General features: G+C 75.4%; 15 protein-coding genes. 12 read left to right on the top strand and 3 right to left on the bottom strand.

Annotated elements, in window-relative coordinates; translation table 11 throughout:
- Positions 1 to 167: 167 nt before the first annotated feature.
- Together PH189_RS28495 and PH189_RS28500 are read left to right on the top strand one after the other, a co-directional pair.
- Positions 168 to 794, top strand: a complete 627-nt coding sequence (locus tag PH189_RS28495) for an MOSC domain-containing protein (protein WP_274192243.1) — start codon at positions 168 to 170, stop codon at positions 792 to 794.
- Positions 795 to 819: 25 nt separating this feature from the next.
- On the top strand, positions 820 to 2,004 hold the full coding sequence (locus tag PH189_RS28500; RefSeq protein ID WP_274192244.1) for an MFS transporter: 1,185 nt from the start codon (positions 820 to 822) through the stop codon (positions 2,002 to 2,004).
- Between the two features lie 32 nt (positions 2,005 to 2,036).
- Here PH189_RS28500 and PH189_RS28505 read toward each other — a convergent pair whose 3' ends face one another.
- Positions 2,037 to 2,750 carry an IclR family transcriptional regulator gene (locus tag PH189_RS28505; protein WP_274192245.1) on the bottom strand — a complete coding sequence of 238 codons (714 nt, stop codon included), beginning with the start codon at positions 2,748 to 2,750 and terminating at the stop codon, positions 2,037 to 2,039.
- The gene (locus PH189_RS28510) at positions 2,747 to 3,229 is read right to left on the bottom strand and encodes a hypothetical protein (RefSeq protein ID WP_274192246.1); all 483 of its coding nucleotides are present in this window, start codon (positions 3,227 to 3,229) and stop codon (positions 2,747 to 2,749) included. Before PH189_RS28510 ends, PH189_RS28505 begins: the two co-directional genes overlap by 4 nt.
- 83 nt (positions 3,230 to 3,312) lie before the next feature.
- On the opposite strand from PH189_RS28510, the gene PH189_RS28515 reads away from it, so the two are divergent.
- The 4 genes from PH189_RS28515 (at position 3,313) to PH189_RS28530 (ending at position 8,644) form a co-directional block, all read left to right on the top strand.
- Positions 3,313 to 4,398 carry a mandelate racemase/muconate lactonizing enzyme family protein gene (locus PH189_RS28515; RefSeq protein ID WP_274192247.1) on the top strand — a complete coding sequence of 362 codons (1,086 nt, stop codon included), beginning with the start codon at positions 3,313 to 3,315 and terminating at the stop codon, positions 4,396 to 4,398.
- Positions 4,399 to 4,478: 80 nt separating this feature from the next.
- Positions 4,479 to 5,966 carry an aldehyde dehydrogenase family protein gene (locus PH189_RS28520; RefSeq protein ID WP_274192248.1) on the top strand — a complete coding sequence of 496 codons (1,488 nt, stop codon included), beginning with the start codon at positions 4,479 to 4,481 and terminating at the stop codon, positions 5,964 to 5,966.
- A 41-nt stretch (positions 5,967 to 6,007) separates the two neighbouring features.
- Positions 6,008 to 7,171: an iron-containing alcohol dehydrogenase family protein gene (locus PH189_RS28525; RefSeq protein ID WP_274192249.1), complete on the top strand. Its 1,164-nt coding sequence runs from the start codon at positions 6,008 to 6,010 to the stop codon at positions 7,169 to 7,171.
- Between the two features lie 321 nt (positions 7,172 to 7,492).
- A complete protein-coding gene (locus PH189_RS28530; protein ID WP_274192267.1) occupies positions 7,493 to 8,644 on the top strand; it encodes a fatty acid desaturase family protein in 1,152 nt (383 codons plus the stop codon).
- A gap of 18 nt (positions 8,645 to 8,662) precedes the next feature.
- Here PH189_RS28530 and PH189_RS28535 read toward each other — a convergent pair whose 3' ends face one another.
- Positions 8,663 to 9,871 carry a PucR family transcriptional regulator gene (locus PH189_RS28535; RefSeq protein WP_274192250.1) on the bottom strand — a complete coding sequence of 403 codons (1,209 nt, stop codon included), beginning with the start codon at positions 9,869 to 9,871 and terminating at the stop codon, positions 8,663 to 8,665.
- A gap of 140 nt (positions 9,872 to 10,011) precedes the next feature.
- Between PH189_RS28535 and PH189_RS28540 the strand changes: the two genes are divergently transcribed.
- From PH189_RS28540 to PH189_RS28565, 6 genes are all read left to right on the top strand, one after another.
- Entirely contained in the window at positions 10,012 to 11,295 is a 1,284-nt protein-coding gene (locus tag PH189_RS28540) for an alpha/beta hydrolase (RefSeq protein ID WP_274192251.1), read from the top strand.
- Positions 11,296 to 11,333: 38 nt separating this feature from the next.
- On the top strand, positions 11,334 to 13,391 hold the full coding sequence (thrS, locus tag PH189_RS28545; RefSeq protein WP_274192252.1) for a threonine--tRNA ligase: 2,058 nt from the start codon (positions 11,334 to 11,336) through the stop codon (positions 13,389 to 13,391).
- Positions 13,391 to 13,966 carry an HIT family protein gene (locus tag PH189_RS28550; RefSeq protein ID WP_274192253.1) on the top strand — a complete coding sequence of 192 codons (576 nt, stop codon included), beginning with the start codon at positions 13,391 to 13,393 and terminating at the stop codon, positions 13,964 to 13,966. The genes thrS and PH189_RS28550 overlap by 1 nt, the downstream gene beginning before the upstream one ends.
- Entirely contained in the window at positions 13,951 to 14,664 is a 714-nt protein-coding gene (gene pgsA / locus PH189_RS28555; protein ID WP_337994203.1) for a phosphatidylinositol phosphate synthase, read from the top strand. The genes PH189_RS28550 and pgsA overlap by 16 nt, the downstream gene beginning before the upstream one ends.
- On the top strand, positions 14,661 to 15,632 hold the full coding sequence (locus tag PH189_RS28560; protein ID WP_274192254.1) for a phosphatidylinositol mannoside acyltransferase: 972 nt from the start codon (positions 14,661 to 14,663) through the stop codon (positions 15,630 to 15,632). The genes pgsA and PH189_RS28560 overlap by 4 nt, the downstream gene beginning before the upstream one ends.
- Before the next feature lie 311 nt (positions 15,633 to 15,943).
- Complete coding sequence (locus PH189_RS28565) at positions 15,944 to 17,149, top strand: ROK family transcriptional regulator (protein WP_274192255.1); 1,206 nt, start codon at positions 15,944 to 15,946, stop codon at positions 17,147 to 17,149.
- The last annotated feature ends 109 nt before the right edge of the window (positions 17,150 to 17,258 follow it).

The following is a 17,258-nucleotide window of genomic DNA, read 5'->3' on the forward strand; positions in this document are numbered from 1 at the left end:
ATCGTGAGAAATCGGATGTCGCTTTGACGCCGGAGTGTCACTCACCTGCCTTTTCGGCCCCCCGATCGGCAGACGGCCGAGAGCCGGCTCCGGCGTTCGGCACAGCGACGGCGGCACGGCCGGCGGGCGTGAGCCGCCCCACGCCGGCCGCGCCTACCGTGGGCGAGGTGATCGGCTTCGAGATCGTCGGCTTCGTCGTCTCGAGCGGCCACGCCTACGAGGGGCGTCCGGGCGACGGCCCCGTGGCGGTGCCGACCACGACGCCCGACCACATCGACATCCGCGCGGGGTACGGCGTGGTGGGCGACCGCTACGCGGGGCAGGACGCGCACCGGGACGCCGCGGTCACCGTGCTCGCGATCGAGGCGCTCGAGGCCGTCGCCGCCGAGCTCGGCGTCGCGCCGTTCGATCCCGTCGCGGCCCGACGCACGATCGTCACCCGCGGGCTGGACGTCGAGGCCCTGCGCTCCCGCGAGTTCGCCCTCGACTCCGGCGACGGGCCGGTGCGCCTGCGCGGGGCCCGGCCCGCGGCACCGTGCGCCTGGATGGACGTGGTGCTCGCCCCCGGCGCGCACGCCGCCCTCCGCGGGCGCGCCGGGGTGCGGTGCGCGGCACTGGGCTCGGGGACCCTGCGGGTGGGGCCGGCGACCGTGACCGTCCCGGAGGGCGACGATCTCCTGGACGCGTCCCGTGCCGGCCTCCCGCCTCGGGCGCGACGGCCGGCCGCGAACCGGACGTCCCGTGACGCTCCGGGCACGACGACGGTGGGATCGGTCTCGACCCCGGGCCCGTGATCGCGTCCTGCGGCACGGTCGTGCGGTGAGCGCCGACGTCTCGACCGCCGAGTCCGCCACCGGGATCGGGCGCGCCCGCACGCTGCTGCTCGCCGTGGTGTGCGGCGCCGCGGTGGCCAACATCTACTACGCCCAGCCCCTGCTGCACACGATCGGCGGGGAGTTCGGCGTCGGCAACGGCACCGCCGCGCTGCTCGTCACGGCTTCGCAGGTGGGGTACGCGCTGGCGCTCGCCTTCGTCGTCCCGCTCGGCGACCTGCTGGAGCGTCGGCGGCTGGTGAGCCTGCTGCTGCTCGGGTGCGCCGTGGTGCTCGGGCTGGCCGCGGCAGCGCCCGGGTTCGCGCTGCTCGCCACGGCCGTCGCGCTGGTCGGCGTGACCTCGGCCGTCGCGCAGGTCGCGGTGCCGCTGGCGGCGCAGCTGGCCGGCGACCACGAGCGCGGCCGCGTCGTCGGCACCGTGATGAGCGGCCTGCTGATCGGCATCCTCGGGGCGCGGACGGTCGCCGGGTTCGTGGCCGAGGCCGGCGGGTGGCGCTGGGTCTTCGCGCTCGCGGCGGGCGTCATGGTGGTGCTGGCCGTGGTGGTGCGCCTGGTGCTCCCGGTCGTCCCGCCCACCGAGTCGACGAGCTACCCGCGCCTGCTGGGCTCGGTGCTCGGCCTCGTGCGCCACGAGCCGGAGCTGCGCCGGCGCATGCTGCTGGGCGCGGTCGGCATGGGGTGTTTCACGATCCTGTGGACCTCGGCCGACTTCCTGCTCTCCGCGCCGCCGTACGGCTTCGGTCCGGCGGTCGTCGGCCTGTTCGGCCTCGCGGGCCTGGCGGGGGCGGCGATGGCGCCGCTCGCGGGCCGGCTGGCCGACCGCGGCCACGGGCGGCTCGTCGTCACCCTGGGGCTGGTGGTGCTCGTGGCCAGCTGGGCGCTGCTCGGGCTCGGCGGGGCGTCGATCGTGGCGCTGATCGCGGGGGTCGTCGTGCTCGACCTCGCCCAGCAGAGCCTGCAGATCAGCCACCAGAGCGTCATCTACGCGCTCGCCCCGCAGGCCCGCAGCCGCATCACCACCGCGTACATGACCTCGGTGTTCATCGGCGGCACGCTGGCCTCGGCGGCGACGTCGATCGTCTACCCCGCGGGTGGCTGGGTCGGCGTGTGCGTCCTCGGCGGTGCCGTCGCCCTCGTCGGCCTCGGCGTCTGGTTCCTGCCCCGTACGTGAGCGATGTTCGGGGCTATCACCCCGAACATCGCTCACGTGGGGGACAGGTGCGCGGAGAGGTCGCTCGCGGCCGCGGCGGTGGCGGCGGCGTGGGCGGCGAGGCGGGGGCGCAGGCGCGGCGCGGGGCCGGAGACGGTGAGCGCGGCGACGATCCCGCCGTGGAACCCGCGCACCGGGGCGGCCGCGCCGGCGAGCTTGGGGTCGAACTCGCCGTCCACCACGGCGTGGCCCGCGGCGCGCACCCGCGCGAGGACCTCGGGGTCGGCGCCGACCGCCCGGGCGGCCGCCTCGTCGCGCTCGGAGAGCAGCACCCGGCCCGTGGACGTCGTCGCCGGCGGGATGTCGTCGACGTCGAAGCGCGCCCGGGCGGGCCCGCCGCCGGCGTCGGCCGTCAGCAGCGTGGCCACCCGGGACCCGTGCAGGCGGCACAGCGACGCCTGCTCGCCGGTGCGCGCGGCGAGGGCGATCAGGGCGGGGCGCGCCAGCGCGACCAGGCGGGCCTCGGTGGTGCGGGCGGCCAAGGCGTAGAGCCGCCAGCCGAGGGCGTAGCGCCGGCTCGCCGGGTCGCGCTCGACGAGGCCCTCGTCCTCGAGGGCGGCGAGGGCCCGCGACACCTGGCTGGGCTGGCGTCCGGTCTCCTCGGCCACCCGGGCCACGCCGAGCCCGGCGGTCAGCGCCTCGGGCGAGGACAGCACGTCGAGCAGCTCCATGTCGCGGCGCAGGCCCGCCGAGCGTGGGCGGGTCACGAGGACAGCCCCAGCGAGGCCAGCCCCAGCATCACCAGCGCCGTGACCCCGCCGAGCGTCCAGGCCGCGGTGCGCCACCAGTTGGTCCGCGTCAGCCGGGCGTGGACGGCCGGGTCCCAGCCCTGCGCCAGCCGCTGGTGGCACGGCACCGAGACGGCGACGGTCACGCCCACCGTGGCGGCGCCGCACAGCCCCGCAGCGAGCGCGAGCACGAACGGGACGCCGGGCGGCTGCCAGACGAGCAGCACCGCGCACGTCAGCCCCTGCACCGCCCAGGGCCCGCTGACCAGCAGGCCCATGATCCGCGTGTGCCGGCCGTGCACCGCGACCCAGTCACTTCCGACCATGTGGGCGAACCCGGGGTAGACGAGCAGCTGGATCACCCAGACCAGCCCGACGCAGAACCAGACGGCGGCGAGGTGCAGGCCCAGCACGGCCATCCCCAGCAGACCCGTCCCCAGCAGCGGAGGTGCGCTCACCGCACGGATTCTTGCCCCACCCGTCGACGACTTCTCTACTGACCCGCGCCGGACCGGCAGACGACGAGGGAGGGCAGTCCGACGTGAAGATCACCGACATTCGTCTCGAGCACCGCGAGACCGTCCTCGACCCGCCCTGCTACGCCGCCTGGGACCCCGAGCCCCGCACCCGTTTCGCCGCGACGATCGTCCGGGTCGAGACCGACGAGGGCGTCGTCGGCGTCGGCTCGGGCGACACCATGGCCGGGTTCGACGGCTACCGCGAGCTGTTCCTCGGCACCGACCCGCTGGCCACCGAGCTGCAGGTGCGGCGCATCGAGTCGATCGGCTTCCACGCCGGCCGGTTCTGGCCGCTCGAGTCCGCGCTCTGGGACATCGTCGGCCAGGTCGCCGGCCTCCCCGTCGCCACGCTCTTCGGCGGCGTCACCGACCGCGTGCCCGTCTATGCGTCCTGGTGCTCGGAGCAGCCGCCGGGGCGCCGGGCGGAGGACGCCCACCGGCTGGTGGAGGACGGCATCCGCGCCGTCAAGATCCGGGCCCACCCGCGGCGGCTGCGCCAGGGCGTCGCGGCTGTCGCCGCGGTCCGCGAGGCCGTCGGCGACCGGCTCGACATCATGGTCGACCTCAACCAGGCCTGGCGGATGGGCGGCGACGTCACCGAGCCGCTCGAGCTCGCCGAGGTGCGGCGCGTCGTCCGGCGCCTCGCCGAGTACGACGTCGCCTGGGTCGAGGAGCCGTTGCCCTACGCCGACGCCGACGGGCACCGCCTGCTGCGCGCGGACAACCCGGGCGTGCGGATCGCGGCGGGGGAGATGCTGGACTCGCTGCCGCAGACGCTGGCGCTCCTCGAGGCCGACGCGCTGGACGTCTACCAGGCCGACGTCGTGCTCGCGCTCGGGATGACGCGGTCCCGCCAGCTCGCCGAGGCCGCCCGCGCCCGGCACCGTCGCTTCACCCCGCACACCTGGACCAACGGCCTGGGCCTGCTCGCGAACCTGCACGTCGCCGCAGGCGTCGGTGCCGGGCCCTACCTGGAGTTCCCCGACGACCCGGCCGGCGGCTGGACCCCGGAGCGCCGCGACTTCCTGCTCGCGGAGCCGCTGCGCCCCGACCCCGACGGCATGCTCGTCGTTCCCGAGGCGCCCGGGCTGGGCGCCGTGCTCGCCTGACGGGCACCCCGAGACGGCGGTCCCGGCTCCGACCCCCCCTCGGAGCCGGGACCGCCACCCACACACCCGCAAGGAGTCCCGTGACCGGCACGACCGACTGGGCCGCCCGCGCCGCGGCGTTCCGCCCGGCGACCACGCTGTTCGTCGACGGCGCCGAGCGCGCGGCGGCCGACGGCGCCACCTTCCCGACGATCTCCCCGCGCGACGGCGCCGTCGTCGCCGAGGTCGCCCACGCCGGACGCGCGGACGTGGACCTCGCCGTCGGCGCCGCTCGGCGGGTGTTCGAGGAGGGGACCTGGTCCCGGGCCGCGCCCGCCGTGCGCAAGCGGGTCCTGCTGCGCTTCGCCGAGCTGGTGCGCCGCGACGCCGAGCACCTCGCGCTGGCCGAGACCCTCGACGTCGGCAAGCCGATCCGCGAGTCGATGAACGTCGATGTCGCGACCTGCGCCGACGTGCTGGCCTGGTACGGCGAGGCGATCGACAAGCGTTACGACGCGATCGCCCCCACCGGGCCCGGCAGCCTCGCGACGATCACTCGCGAGCCCCTCGGGGTCGTGGCCGCGGTCGTCCCCTGGAACTACCCGCTGATCCTCACCTCGTGGAAGATCGGTCCGGCGCTCGCCGCGGGCAACAGCGTCATCCTCAAGCCGGCCGAGCAGTCGCCGCTCTCGGCGCTGCACCTCGCGCGCCTCGGCGCCGAGGCCGGGCTGCCCGACGGCGTGCTGCAGGTGCTCTCCGGCGACGGGCCGGGCACGGGCGCCGCCCTCGGCCTCCACGACGTCGTCGACAAGGTCGCGTTCACCGGCTCGGTCGGGACGGGCCGGGCGTTCCAGCGCTACGCGGGGGAGTCCAACGGCAAGGCCGTCGCCGTCGAGGCGGGCGGGAAGTCCGCGCAGCTCGTGCTCGCCGACGCCCCGGACCTCGACGCGGTCGCCGACGCCGTGTGCTGGGGGATCTTCTACAACGCCGGCCAGACCTGCCACGCCGGCTCGCGGCTCATCGTCGACCGCCACGTCCACGAGGCGCTGCTCGACCGCGTGCTCACGCGCGCCAAGGAGTTCGTCGTCGGCGACCCGCTCGACCCCGACACGGTCCTGGGCGCCGTCGTCGACGGAACCCAGCTCGCCCGGATCGAGGGCTACGTCGACCTCGCGCGGTCCGAGGGCGCGGTCCTCGCGACCGGCGGCGGGCGGCCGCAGCCCGTCCCCGGCGGCACCTACACCGAGCCGACCGTGCTCGATGGCGTCGACCCGGCCTCGCGCGTGGCCCAGGAGGAGATCTTCGGACCGGTGCTGTCGGTCATGGTGTGCGACGGGCCGGCACACGGGGTCGAGCTGGCGAACGAGACGCGGTTCGGGCTCGCCGCGTCGGTGTGGACGTCGGACCTGACCGTCGCCCACCGGACGGCGGCGGCGCTGCGGGCCGGCACGGTGTGGGTGAACACCTACGACGCCGCGTCCGTCACGACGCCGTTCGGCGGCTTCGGGGACTCGGGCGGTGGTCGCGACCGTTCGCTGCAGGCCCTCGACGCCTACTCGGCACCCAAGACCACGTGGTTCGCCCTGTGACCGGGATGAACGCCGTGAGCGGCCTCGTGCACGCTGCCGGGGTGAGCACCGACGTCCACGCCCCCTGCGCCGGCGTCGCCGCCGGCACCGCGTTCCTGTCCGGCCCCGGGCCGGTCGTCGACTTCGGGCCCGGCGCGGTGGCCCGAATCCCCGCGCACCTCGCCGCGCTGTCCGCGCGACGGGTGCTCGTGGTCACCGACCCCGGCCTGCGTGCGGCCGGGGTCGTGGACGCCGTCGTCGGGCCGCTCGCCGCGTCCGGCGCGGTCGTCGAGGTCTTCGACGCGGTGCGCGGCAACCCCACGGTGGCCGTCGTCGAGCAGGGCGCCGAGCACGCGCGGGCTCTGGGCCTCGACGCGGTGCTCGCGCTCGGGGGCGGGTCGAGCCTCGACGCCGCCAAGGGGATCGCGCTGCTCGCGCCGTCGCCCGGCGCCCGGGCCGACGGCAGCGGGGTGACGCCCGCGGCGGGCCTCCCGCTCGTGGCCGTGCCGACCACTGCGGGCACGGGGGCCGAGACGAACGGCTTCGGGGTGCTCGAGGACCCCGCGAACCGGCAGAAGGTCTACTGCGGCGACGCGAGCGTCGTGCCCCGGGTCGCGCTGCTCGACCCGGAGCTCACGCTCGGCCTGCCCGCGTCGGCCACCGCCGCGACCGGCGTCGACGCGCTGGTGCACGGCATCGAGTCGCTGGCCTCGCGCGGCCGCGACCCGATGTCCGAGGCGTTCGCCGCCGAGGCCGTCCGCCGGGCGTGGGTGTGGCTGCCGGTGGCGGTGGCCGACGGGAGCGACCCGCGGGCGCGCGCCGAGATGCTCGTCGCGGCGCACCTGGCCGGACAGGCGCTCACGCGCAGCGGGCTCGGCCTGGTGCACGGGCTCGCGCACGCCCTGAGCCTGCACACGGGTGCGGTGCACGGGCCGGCCCTGGCCGCCGTGCTGCCCGAGGTCGTGGCGTGGTCGCTCGACGCCGACCCCGCGGGGTGGGGACGCGCCGCCGAGGCCGCTGGCCTGCGTGGGCCCGCGGCCCTGCCCGACGCGCTGGGAGGCCTGCTCGAGCAGGTCGACACGCGGGTCTCGGTGGCCGACCTGGGCGCGGCCCCCGACGACCGCGAGGCCCTGGCGCGGACCGCGTTGGCCGACCCGGTCAGCCGCAACGCGCCGCGGCACCCGGCGTCCGTGGCCGAGCTGGTGGAGCTGCTCGCACGCTGCTGACACGCCGCCGAGCCTCACCCGGACGTGGGCGAGGTCACGGATCCGGGCTCCGCGTTGCGGTGTAGGGCCCGGCTTTGAGGTCATGCAACAGGTTTCGCCCCGGAGTCCTCACTCCTCGCGTAGCCCGTGCGTCGGCGCGGTCCCTACCGTCGATGGAGTGATCAGCAGCGGGCCGACGGGCGCTCGCCCAGCTCCCCCGGACTCCCGTAGGACAGAGGAGGCCTCGTGACCACCCTCGAGACCATTCCCGAGCACATCACCCGCATCAACAAGGCCAAGACGCCGATCGGCCCCGGCCGCCCCGGGGCCAGCACCGCGCACATCACGCCGTCGACCGAGCACCTGTCCACCGAGGACATCGAACGCCTCGGTGCCGAGCTCGAGGTCCTGCGTGACCAGGTCATGTCGTCGCTCGGCGACGACGACGCGCGCTACATCCGTCGCGTCATCCGTACCCAGCGCGGCCTCGAGGCGGCGGGACGCGTCCTGCTGCTCGGCGCGCTGTTCCCGCCGGCGTTCCTCGTCGGCACCGCGTCGCTCGCCCTGGCCAAGATCCTCGAGAACATGGAGATCGGCCACAACGTCCTGCACGGCCAGTGGGACTGGATGCGCGACCCGGAGATCAACTCCACCACCTGGGAGTGGGACCACGTCTCCACGGCCCGGAGCTGGCAGCAGACCCACAACTACCTGCACCACACGTACACCAACGTGCACGGCAAGGACCGGGACATCGGCTACAACGTGCTGCGGGTCGACCCCGACCAGCCGTGGGAGCCCATCTACCTGTTCCAGACCTTCACCAACGCCGGCCTCGCCATGATCTTCGAGTGGGGGATCGCGGCCTTCGACCTCGAGATCGACCAGGTCCAGCGCGGTGAGAAGACCTGGGCCGAGAAGATGCCCGAGCTCAAGGCGATGGGACGCAAGGCCGGCAAGCAGGCCCTCAAGGACTTCGTGGTCTTCCCCGCGCTGTCCGGGCCCTCGTTCGTCCCGGCCCTGGTCGGCGGCCTGCTCGCCAACCTCGTCCGCAACGTCTGGTCCCATGCGGTGATCTTCTGCGGTCACTTCCCCGTCGAGGTGGAGACCTTCGACGAGGAGCGGCTGGAGAACGAGACGCAGGCCGAGTGGTACGTCCGTCAGATGCTGGGCTCGGCCAACATCGAGGGCTCGAAGCTCCTGCACATCATGACCGGGAACCTCTCGCACCAGATCGAGCACCACCTCTTCCCGGACATGCCCTCGAACCGCTACGGCACCATCGCGCCGCAGGTCCGCGACCTGTGCCGCCGCTACGGGCTGCCGTACCACGCGGGCCCGATGTGGAAGCAGTACGGCGGCGTGCTCGCCAAGATCGCCCGCCTGTCGTTCCCGGGCGGCCACAAGGGCCTCGCCAAGCGGCGCCTGCGGGCGCTGCCGTTCGGCCGCCGGCGCGCCGAGTCGCTCGACGCCGCCGCCCCCGCCGCAGCCTGAGCCCCGCTGCCGGGTGGCTCACCCCTCCGCGAGGGCGGGCCCCCCGGCGCGCAGGGCGAGGGTGACCTCGAGGCGGCCCACCGGGTCGTCGAGCACCCCGGCGAACGCCTCCTTGAGGCGCGCGAGCCGGTAGCGCACGGTCTGCGGGTGCACGTGCAGGCGCGTGGCGGCCTCGCCGACGTCGCCGTGGGCGTCGAGCCAGGCCGTCAGCGTCGTCACCGCCCGGTCGCGGGCCGCCGAGGTCATGCGTCGGAGGGGCTCGAGGCGCTGGGCCACGAGGTCGGCGGTGAGCGTGACGTCCGCGTGCAGCAGCAGGGCGAGCAGGTGGTCCTCGGAGCGGACGAGGCCCTCGTCGTCCAGGTGGCCCTCGAGGTGCAGGGCCCAGGTCGCCCGGGCCCGGGTGACGGTGCGCGGCACCTGGTCGGGCTCCACCGTCGGCCCGAGCACCGCCGTGGTGCCGCGCAGCGCGTCGGCCACGACGTCGAGCCGCCCCGGCCCCTCGGGGTCGGGGACGAAGACCACGCCCAGGCGGTCGACGACCGACCCCGCCACGTCCGGGGGCAGGCGTCGGCACACCAGCGGCAGCGACTCCTCGCTGGTCACCAGCGCGGCCATCGTCTTCGGCGTCGACCAGCCCGCCTCGCGGGCCAGGGCCTCGAGTTCGGCGCCCTCGGGGGCGGGCGTACGGCACAGACGCTCGACGAGGGCGTGCTGCCGCGCCTGGCGTGACCCCGCGGCCAGCGACTGCTCGTAGGCGTAGCCGGAGACCGACGCCGCGGCGAGCTGCTCGATGTAGGCGAAGAGCGCCTCGGCGAGCCGGAAGATCGACTCGGCCTCGAGCCCGTGGTCGCCGCTCGTGCCCGCGATGCGGCGCCACAGCACCCGCGAGCCGATGCGGTAGGCGCTCTGCAGGGCGTCCATGGTGCGGCCGTGGCGGTGCTCGACGCGGCCGAGCTCGAAGTAGACGGTGGTGTCCGGCAGGGCGTCGTCGGTGCCCAGCAGGTCGAGGAACTGGTCGAGCGCCACGGAGACCCCGAGCCGGATGCGCCGGCCGAACTCGCCGTTCATCGACAGCGCGTACTCCGCGACCTCGGCGCGCACCTCGGCGATGATCTCGTCGCCGGTGCCGAGGACCACCGGGCGCAACCGGTCGCGGGCCGTGTCGGGGACGTCGGCCCAGGGGTGCCGTCGCGGGGCGTCCGACACCGCGCACACACCGTCGCTCACGTGTCCAGTGTCGCAGGATCGGGCGAAGACGCCAGGACGGACGACGGCTGGCCCCGTCACCTTCGTCCTCTGCCGTGTTCTGCACGACTCACCCAGCCCGTGGCGCGGGTCCCGGTCGGGCGGAAGGCCAGGATGGTGGGGTGCACGGGTCCGCGCAGGCGCTCCTCCCGATCAGGGGAATGTGGGCGGCGCTCCGGGCGCCCGGTGCCCGGCCGGCGCTCGCGGTCGGCGCGGTCGCCGCCCTGATCGCGGGCGCGGGGCTGCGCCCGCTGACCCGGCGCTGGCCGGCGGCCGTCCTGGGGAGCCTGCTGTCGTCGACGGCCACCGAGACCCCGCGCGCCACGGCCGTGCTCCTCGGCACGGCGGCCGGCGTCGCGGCCCGCCGCGGGGCGCTGTGGAACCCGGTGGGGCAGGCGGGGCTCGCGGTGACCGCGGGCGCGGTCGGGGTGCTGCTCACCCTGGACCGCCGGGCGCGGGCCGACTCCGAGGTCCTCGCCGAGGCGTTGCGCGCCGAGATCGGGCCGGTGGAGCTCCCGGCGCGCGCCGGCGTGGTGCGTTCCGTGCTCGCGCGCCGCCGGTACGCGACGGCCCGTGACGTCGCCTACGGCCCGGACCCGGTGGCGAACCTGCTCGACGTCTGGCGCGACCCGCTGCTGCCCGTCGACGCCCGGGCACCGGTGCTGCTGCAGATCCACGGCGGGGCGTGGTCCTCGGGCAGCAAGGCCGCCGACGCCCACCCGCTGATGGCGCACATGGTCGAGCGCGGCTGGGTGTGCGTCAGCGTCGACTACCGCCTCGGGCCCGCCGAGCGCTGGCCCGCGCAGATCGTCGACGTCAAGCGCGCGCTGGCCTGGACCCGCGCGCACATCGCCGACCACGGCGGCGACCCGGCCCGCATCGCGATCACCGGCGGGTCGTCGGGCGCCCACCTCGCCGCGCTCGCCGCGCTCACCCCGGGGGCCTGGCAGCCCGGGTTCCCGGACGTCGACACGTCGGTCGTCGCCGCCGTGTGCCTCTACGGCATCTACGACCTGACCAGCGACGACGGCAGCGGCACCCTCGACGAGCTCCTGGCCGAGACGATGATGCCCACCGCGCTGGGCGAGGACGCCCACCCGTACGTGGCCGCGTCCCCGGCGGCGCGCGTGCACCCCGACGCGCCGCCGTTCATGGTGCTGCACGGCTCCGCCGACGCGATCGTCGTGCCCGCGCAGAGCCGCGCGTTCGTCAGCCGGTTGCGGGCGGTGTCGGGGGCGCCGGTCGTGCACGCCGAGCTCGCGCACGCCCAGCACGGCTTCGACCTCGTGCCCACCCCCCGCACCCTCGCCGCCGTCCGGGCGATCGCGGCCTTCCTGGAGGCGGTGGTGGGGCGGGGGACGCCCCGCCCGGGCCGGGCGGACACGGTGGTCGCGGGCGCTCGATAAGCTCGACGGACCACCCTCGATGTTTCGGAGAGTCCGCCGTGTCCTCGCCCGCCCCGCCCCGCCCCGCCGTCGTCGACAGCGTCCGGGTGACGGCGGGCACCACCGCCGGCCAGGCCGTCCGCGACGCCGGGCTGCCGCTCACCGGGCACGAGGCCGTGATCGTCGTGCGGGCCCCCGACGGCGTGCTCAAGGACCTCGCCTGGGTGCCCGACGAGGACGTCGACGTCGCGCCGGTGCCGGCGGACACCGAGGACGGCCGCGCCGTGATCCGCCACTCGGCGGCACACGTGCTGGCCCAGGCGGTGCAGCAGCTCTTCCCGGACGCCAAGCTCGGGATCGGGCCGCCGATCACCGACGGCTTCTACTACGACTTCGCGGTCGAGCGGCCGTTCACGCCCGAGGACCTCGAGGACCTCGAGAAGGCGATGCGCAAGATCGTCAAGGCCAAGCAGCGGTTCGTGCGCCGCGAGTACGCCTCGCTCGACGCCGCGCGCGAGGAGCTGGCGGACGAGCCGTTCAAGCTCGAGCTCGTCGACCTCAAGGGGTCCACCGTCGAGGACGACTCCGAGATCATGGAGGTCGGCGCGGGGGAGCTCACCGCCTACGACAACGTGCACGCCCACACGGGCGAGCGCGTGTGGGGCGACCTCTGCCGAGGCCCACACATCCCGACCACCGGGTACATCCCCGCGTTCAAGGTGCTGCGCTCCGCGGCGGCCTACTGGCGCGGCGACCAGCGCAACGCCCAGCTGCAGCGCATCTACGGGACGGCCTGGGAGTCGCAGGAGGCGCAGGACGCCTACCTGGAGCGCGTCGCGGAGGCCGAGCGCCGCGACCACCGCCGCCTCGGCGCCGAGCTCGACCTGTTCAGCTTCCCCGACGAGATCGGCTCCGGGCTCGCGGTGTTCCACCCCAAGGGCGGGATCATCCGCAAGGAACTCGAGGACTATTCCCGCCAGCGCCACACCGAGGCCGGCTACGAGTTCGTCAACACCCCGCACGCCACCAAGGGCGAGCTGTTCCAGACGTCGGGTCACCTCGACTGGTACCGCGAGGGCATGTTCCCGGCGATGCACCTCGACGAGGAGCGCGCCGAGGACGGCACGGTCAAGCGCCAGGGCATCGACTACTACCTCAAGCCGATGAACTGCCCGATGCACAACCTGATCTACCGGGCGCGCGGGCGGTCCTACCGCGAGCTGCCGCTGCGCCTGTTCGAGTTCGGCACGGTCTACCGCTACGAGAAGTCCGGCGTGGTGCACGGCCTGACCCGGGCGCGGGGCTTCACCCAGGACGACGCGCACATCTACTGCACCCGCGAGCAGATGGCCGGCGAGATCACCTCGCTGCTGACCTTCGTCCTCGACCTGCTGCGCGACTACGGCCTCGAGGACTTCTACCTCGAGCTCTCCACCCGCAACCCGGACAAGTCGATCGGCACCGACCAGGAGTGGGAGGACGCCACCGACGCGCTGCGCGAGGCGGCCTCGAACTTCGGGCTCGACCTCGTCGACGACCCGGGTGGCGCCGCGTTCTACGCGCCGAAGATCAGCGTGCAGGCCCGCGACGCCATCGGGCGCTACTGGCAGATGTCGACGATCCAGGTCGACCTGATGCTGCCCGACCGCTTCGAGCTCGAGTACACGGCGAGCGACGGCAGCAGGCAGCGGCCGGTGATGATCCACCGCGCGCTGTTCGGGTCGATCGAGCGCTTCTTCGGGGTGCTCACCGAGCACTACGCGGGCGCGTTCCCGGCCTGGCTGGCGCCGGTGCAGGTCGTCGGCATCCCGGTGTCGGGCGACCAGACGGAGTACGTCGCGGGGATCGCCGAGCGCCTGCGCGCCGAGGGCCTGCGCGTCGACGTCGACGACTCCGACGACCGGATGCAGAAGAAGATCCGGAACCACACGCTGCTCAAGGTGCCGTTCCTGCTCCTCGCGGGAGGGAAGGACGCCGAGGCCGGGGCCGTGTCGTTCCGGTTCCGCGACGGATCGCAGCGCAACGGGGTGCCGGTCGACGACGCCGTCGGCGCCGTCGTCGACTGGGTCCGCCGCCGCGAGAACGCCTCACCCGACGCGGAGAAGTTCCTCCCCTGATGAGCGGTGACGCAGCACCGGACACCGGGGACCTCGAGGAGGATCTCGACGAGCTCCGGGGCGCCGGCACACCCGACGGGTTCCGGCGCCTCTGGGCGCCGCACCGGATGGCCTACATCGCGGGCGCGGCCGGCACCGGCGAGGAGTCCGGGCAGTGCCCGCTGTGCCGGATCCCGACCCTCGACGACGGCGAGGGCCTGGTGCTCCACCGCGGCGAGCGCGTCTACGCCGTGCTCAACCTGCACCCGTACAACCCGGGGCACCTCATGGCCGTCCCGTACCGGCACGTCGCCGGTCTCGACGAGCTGGACCTCGAGGAGTCGGCCGAGCTCGTCGCGGTCACGCAGCAGGCGGTGCGGGCCCTGCGCACGGTGGCGGCCCCCCACGGGTTCAACGTCGGGATCAACCTCGGGCACGTGGCGGGCGGCTCGCTGGCCGACCACCTGCACCAGCACGTCGTCCCGCGCTGGGGTGGCGACGCCAACTTCATCACCGTCGTCGGCCAGACGAAGGTGATCCCGCAGCTGCTCGCGGAGACACGGTCCGTCCTCGCCGCGGCGTGGCCCTCGCCATGATCAATCAGTGGGCCCGCGCCGCGATCAAGGGCGGGGTCGAGCCCACCGCGGCCTGGCTGGTCCGGCGCGGTGTGCATCCCGACGCGGTCACCGTGTTCGGCACCGTGGCCTCCACCGCCTCGGCGCTGTGGCTCATCCCGACCGGGCACCTCCTCGCGGCGTCGATCGTCGTCGCCGTCTTCGCGCTGCTCGACGTCCTCGACGGCGCGATGGCCCGGGCGCGCGGGGTGACGAGCCCCTTCGGCGGCGTGCTCGACTCCGTGGGCGACCGTCTCGTCGACGGCGCGGTCTTCGCCGGGATCACGTGGTGGGCGTTCACCCAGGACCGGCCCCTGCTCGCAGGTCTCGCGCTGGCCTGCCTCATCACCGGCCAGCTGATCTCCTACATCAAGGCCCGCGCCGAGGCCGCGGGCCTGCGGGCCGACGGTGGCCTGGTGGAACGTGCCGAGCGCCTGATCCTCGGGCTCGCCGGCGTCGGCCTCACCGAGGTCGGTGTGCCCTACGCGCTCGACGTCGCGCTGTGGCTGCTCACGATCGGCTCGGTGATCACGGTCGGCCAGCGCATCGTGGCGGTGTGGCACAGCGCGCGCGAGCAGTACGGCGCGGCGACGGGCGTCACCGACCACGCCGACCCTTCCGAGAACATCGGCCGCCCCGAGAACGCCGACCATCCCGAGAGCTCCGAGGGGACCGCGTGACCGACACCGCCACCGGCACGGCGACCGACACCGCCCGGTCCGTCGTCACCCCCGCGCAGCGCGCCGTCGAGCTGGGCTATGCGGCGGGGTGGGGCCTGGTGCGCGCGGTGCCCGAGCCGGTGGCGCGGTGGGCGTTCGCCACGGGCGCCGACCTGGCCGCGCGTCGTGGCGGGCCGGGAGTGCGGCGGTTGCGGTCGAACCTCGCGCGGGTCCGTCCCGACGCCGGCCCCGACGAGCTCGACGCCCTCACCGCGGCGGGCGTGCGCTCCTACGCGCGGTACTGGCGCGAGGCGTTCCGGCTGCCGGGGATGGACCACGAGGCGCTGGTCCGCCGGCCGGTGGTGTACGGCCAGGAGCACCTCGACGCGGCGCTCGCGACCGGTCGCGGGGCGGTCGTCGCGCTGACCCACTCCGGCAACTGGGACATGGCGGGCCTCTGGCTCGTCGCCCACTCCGGGCGCTTCACCACCGTCGCCGAGCGCCTGCGCCCCGAGTCGCTCTACGAGCGCTTCGTCGCCTATCGCGAGTCCCTCGGCATGGAGATCCTGCCGATGACCGGCGGCGACTCCCCGGTGCGCGGGCTCGTGCGGGCGCTGCGCCAGGGACGGGTCGTCTGCCTCGTCGCCGACCGCGACCTGTCCGCCCACGGCGTGCCGGTGACGTTCTTCGGCGGGCGGGCGACGATGCCGCCCGGCCCGGCGGCGCTCGCCGCGAGCACCGGCGCGGCGCTGCTGCCGGTGGGGCTGTGGTTCACCGAGGACGCGGAGGACGGCTCGGGAGACGGAGCGGAACGGAGCTCGACCCGGGGGGTCCGGGAGGGTTGGGGGTTCCGCATCCACCCGCCGGTCCCGGTCCCCGACCGCAGCGCCGTCCCGGCCGCGACCCAGGCCGTCGCCGACCGCTTCGCGGCCGACATCGCCGAGCACCCCGCCGACTGGCACATGCTCCAGCGCGTCTGGCGCGACTGAGACCTGCCACCGCCCGAGAGGCGGGGGCTCGCGGGTGGTCGCAGCGAGGGACGCCCTGGCTGCGGTGGACGCAGCGAGGGACGCCCTCGCTCGCCCGGGGGCGCGGCGGGGGAGCGGCGCGCGGTCGCAGCGGGGGACGCCCTGGCTGCGGTGGTCGCAGCGAGGGACGCCCTCGCTCGCCCGACCACGGCCCCGTCCACCCACGCGCCCCGCTCGACCCCGCCGCCTCACCCGTCCGTCACGTCGCGATCGCTGCTCCGTTCGCAGGAAGCGTGACGTGGAGCACACGCTGGCCGTCTATCGTTCATCTCATGAACACGGGGCCGCGACCCGGATCGCCGTCCGGTCTGCGCGACGCGAACCGTCGTCGCGTGCTGGACGCCGTCCGCGTCGGCGGTGCACCGACGCAAGCCGAGATCGCCGGCGCCACGGGGCTCGCGCCGGCCACGGTGTCGAACATCGTGCGGGACCTCGGCGCCGCGGGCCTGCTGTCGGCGGGTGACGAGGTGCGTGCGGGGAGGCGCGTCCGGGCGGTCCGGCTCGTCCGCGGGGCGGGGATGGTCGCCGGCATCGACGTCGGGCACCGGCACCTGCGGGTCGCCCTGGCCGACGTCGCCGACCCGGCCGCGGCCGCCGGGCACCCGGGTCCCCCCGGGCGCTCCGAGCTGCGGGCGGACCTGCCCGATTACCACGGGGTCGCCGAGGGACTGGCGACCGCGGCGAGCCTGATCGACGAGGCGCTCGCGCAGGTCGGCGTCCGGCGCGAGGCGTTGCGCGGCGCGGTCGTCGGGCTGCCGGCGCCCGTCGACCGCGCCACGGGCGCGGTGGGCGCCTCCGGCGTGCTCCCGGGGTGGGTCGGGGTGCCGGTGGCCGGCCGGGTGTCCGAGCACCTCGGGATCCCGAGCTGGGTCGACAACGACGCCACCCTCGGCACCCTCGCCGAGCAGCGCTGGGGCGCGTTGCGCGGGATCCGGGACGGGGTGTTCCTGAAGCTCTCGGACGGTGTCGGGGCCGGGCTGGTGCTCGACGGGCGCCTCTACCGGGGCCCCGACGGCACCGCGGGCGAGATCGGCCACGTCGCCGTCGACCCGGGTGACCGCCACGCCGCGGTGTGCCGGTGCGGGCACCGCGGGTGCCTCGAGACGGTGGTGTCCACGCGCACCGTCACCGCGCTGCTCGAGCCCCTCCTCGGCGCCCCGCTGACCGTCGCCGACATGGTGGCGCGCGCCCACGACGGCGACGCCCCCGCCCGCCGCGTTCTCGCCGACACGGGGCACCACGTCGGGGCCGCCCTCGCCGGCTTCTGCACGGTGCTCACGCCGCGGCGCATCGTGGTCGGCGGCGAGCTCGCCCAGGCCGGCGACTTCCTGCTCGCCCCCCTCCACGCCGCGCTCGAGGCCGCCGCGCTCCCCGGCACCACCCGCACGGCGGACGTCGTCGTGGCCGAGCTCGCCGAGCACGCGCCGGTCCTCGGCGCCGTCGCCCTCGCGCTCGACCGGGCCACGACGGCGCCCTGAGGACCGGGTCCACCACCCCCCTGCGCGAGCCCCGGTCACAGCCCGACACGCGGTGGTCCCGTCGTGTCGATCCCACGTGGCGCGAGCCGCTCGCGTCCGCGAAGATCGC

The organism is Actinomycetospora chibensis, assembly GCF_028737215.1.
Taxonomy (GTDB): domain Bacteria; phylum Actinomycetota; class Actinomycetes; order Mycobacteriales; family Pseudonocardiaceae; genus Actinomycetospora; species Actinomycetospora chibensis.

What these genes read in the sequence shown, in the direction of transcription:
- PH189_RS28550 (WP_274192253.1), top strand. Translation starts at nt 13,391, where the DNA reads ATGAGCGGTGACGCAGCACCGGACACCGGGGACCTCGAGGAGGATCTC.
- PH189_RS28565 (WP_274192255.1), top strand. Translation starts at nt 15,944, where the DNA reads ATGAACACGGGGCCGCGACCCGGATCGCCGTCCGGTCTGCGCGACGCG.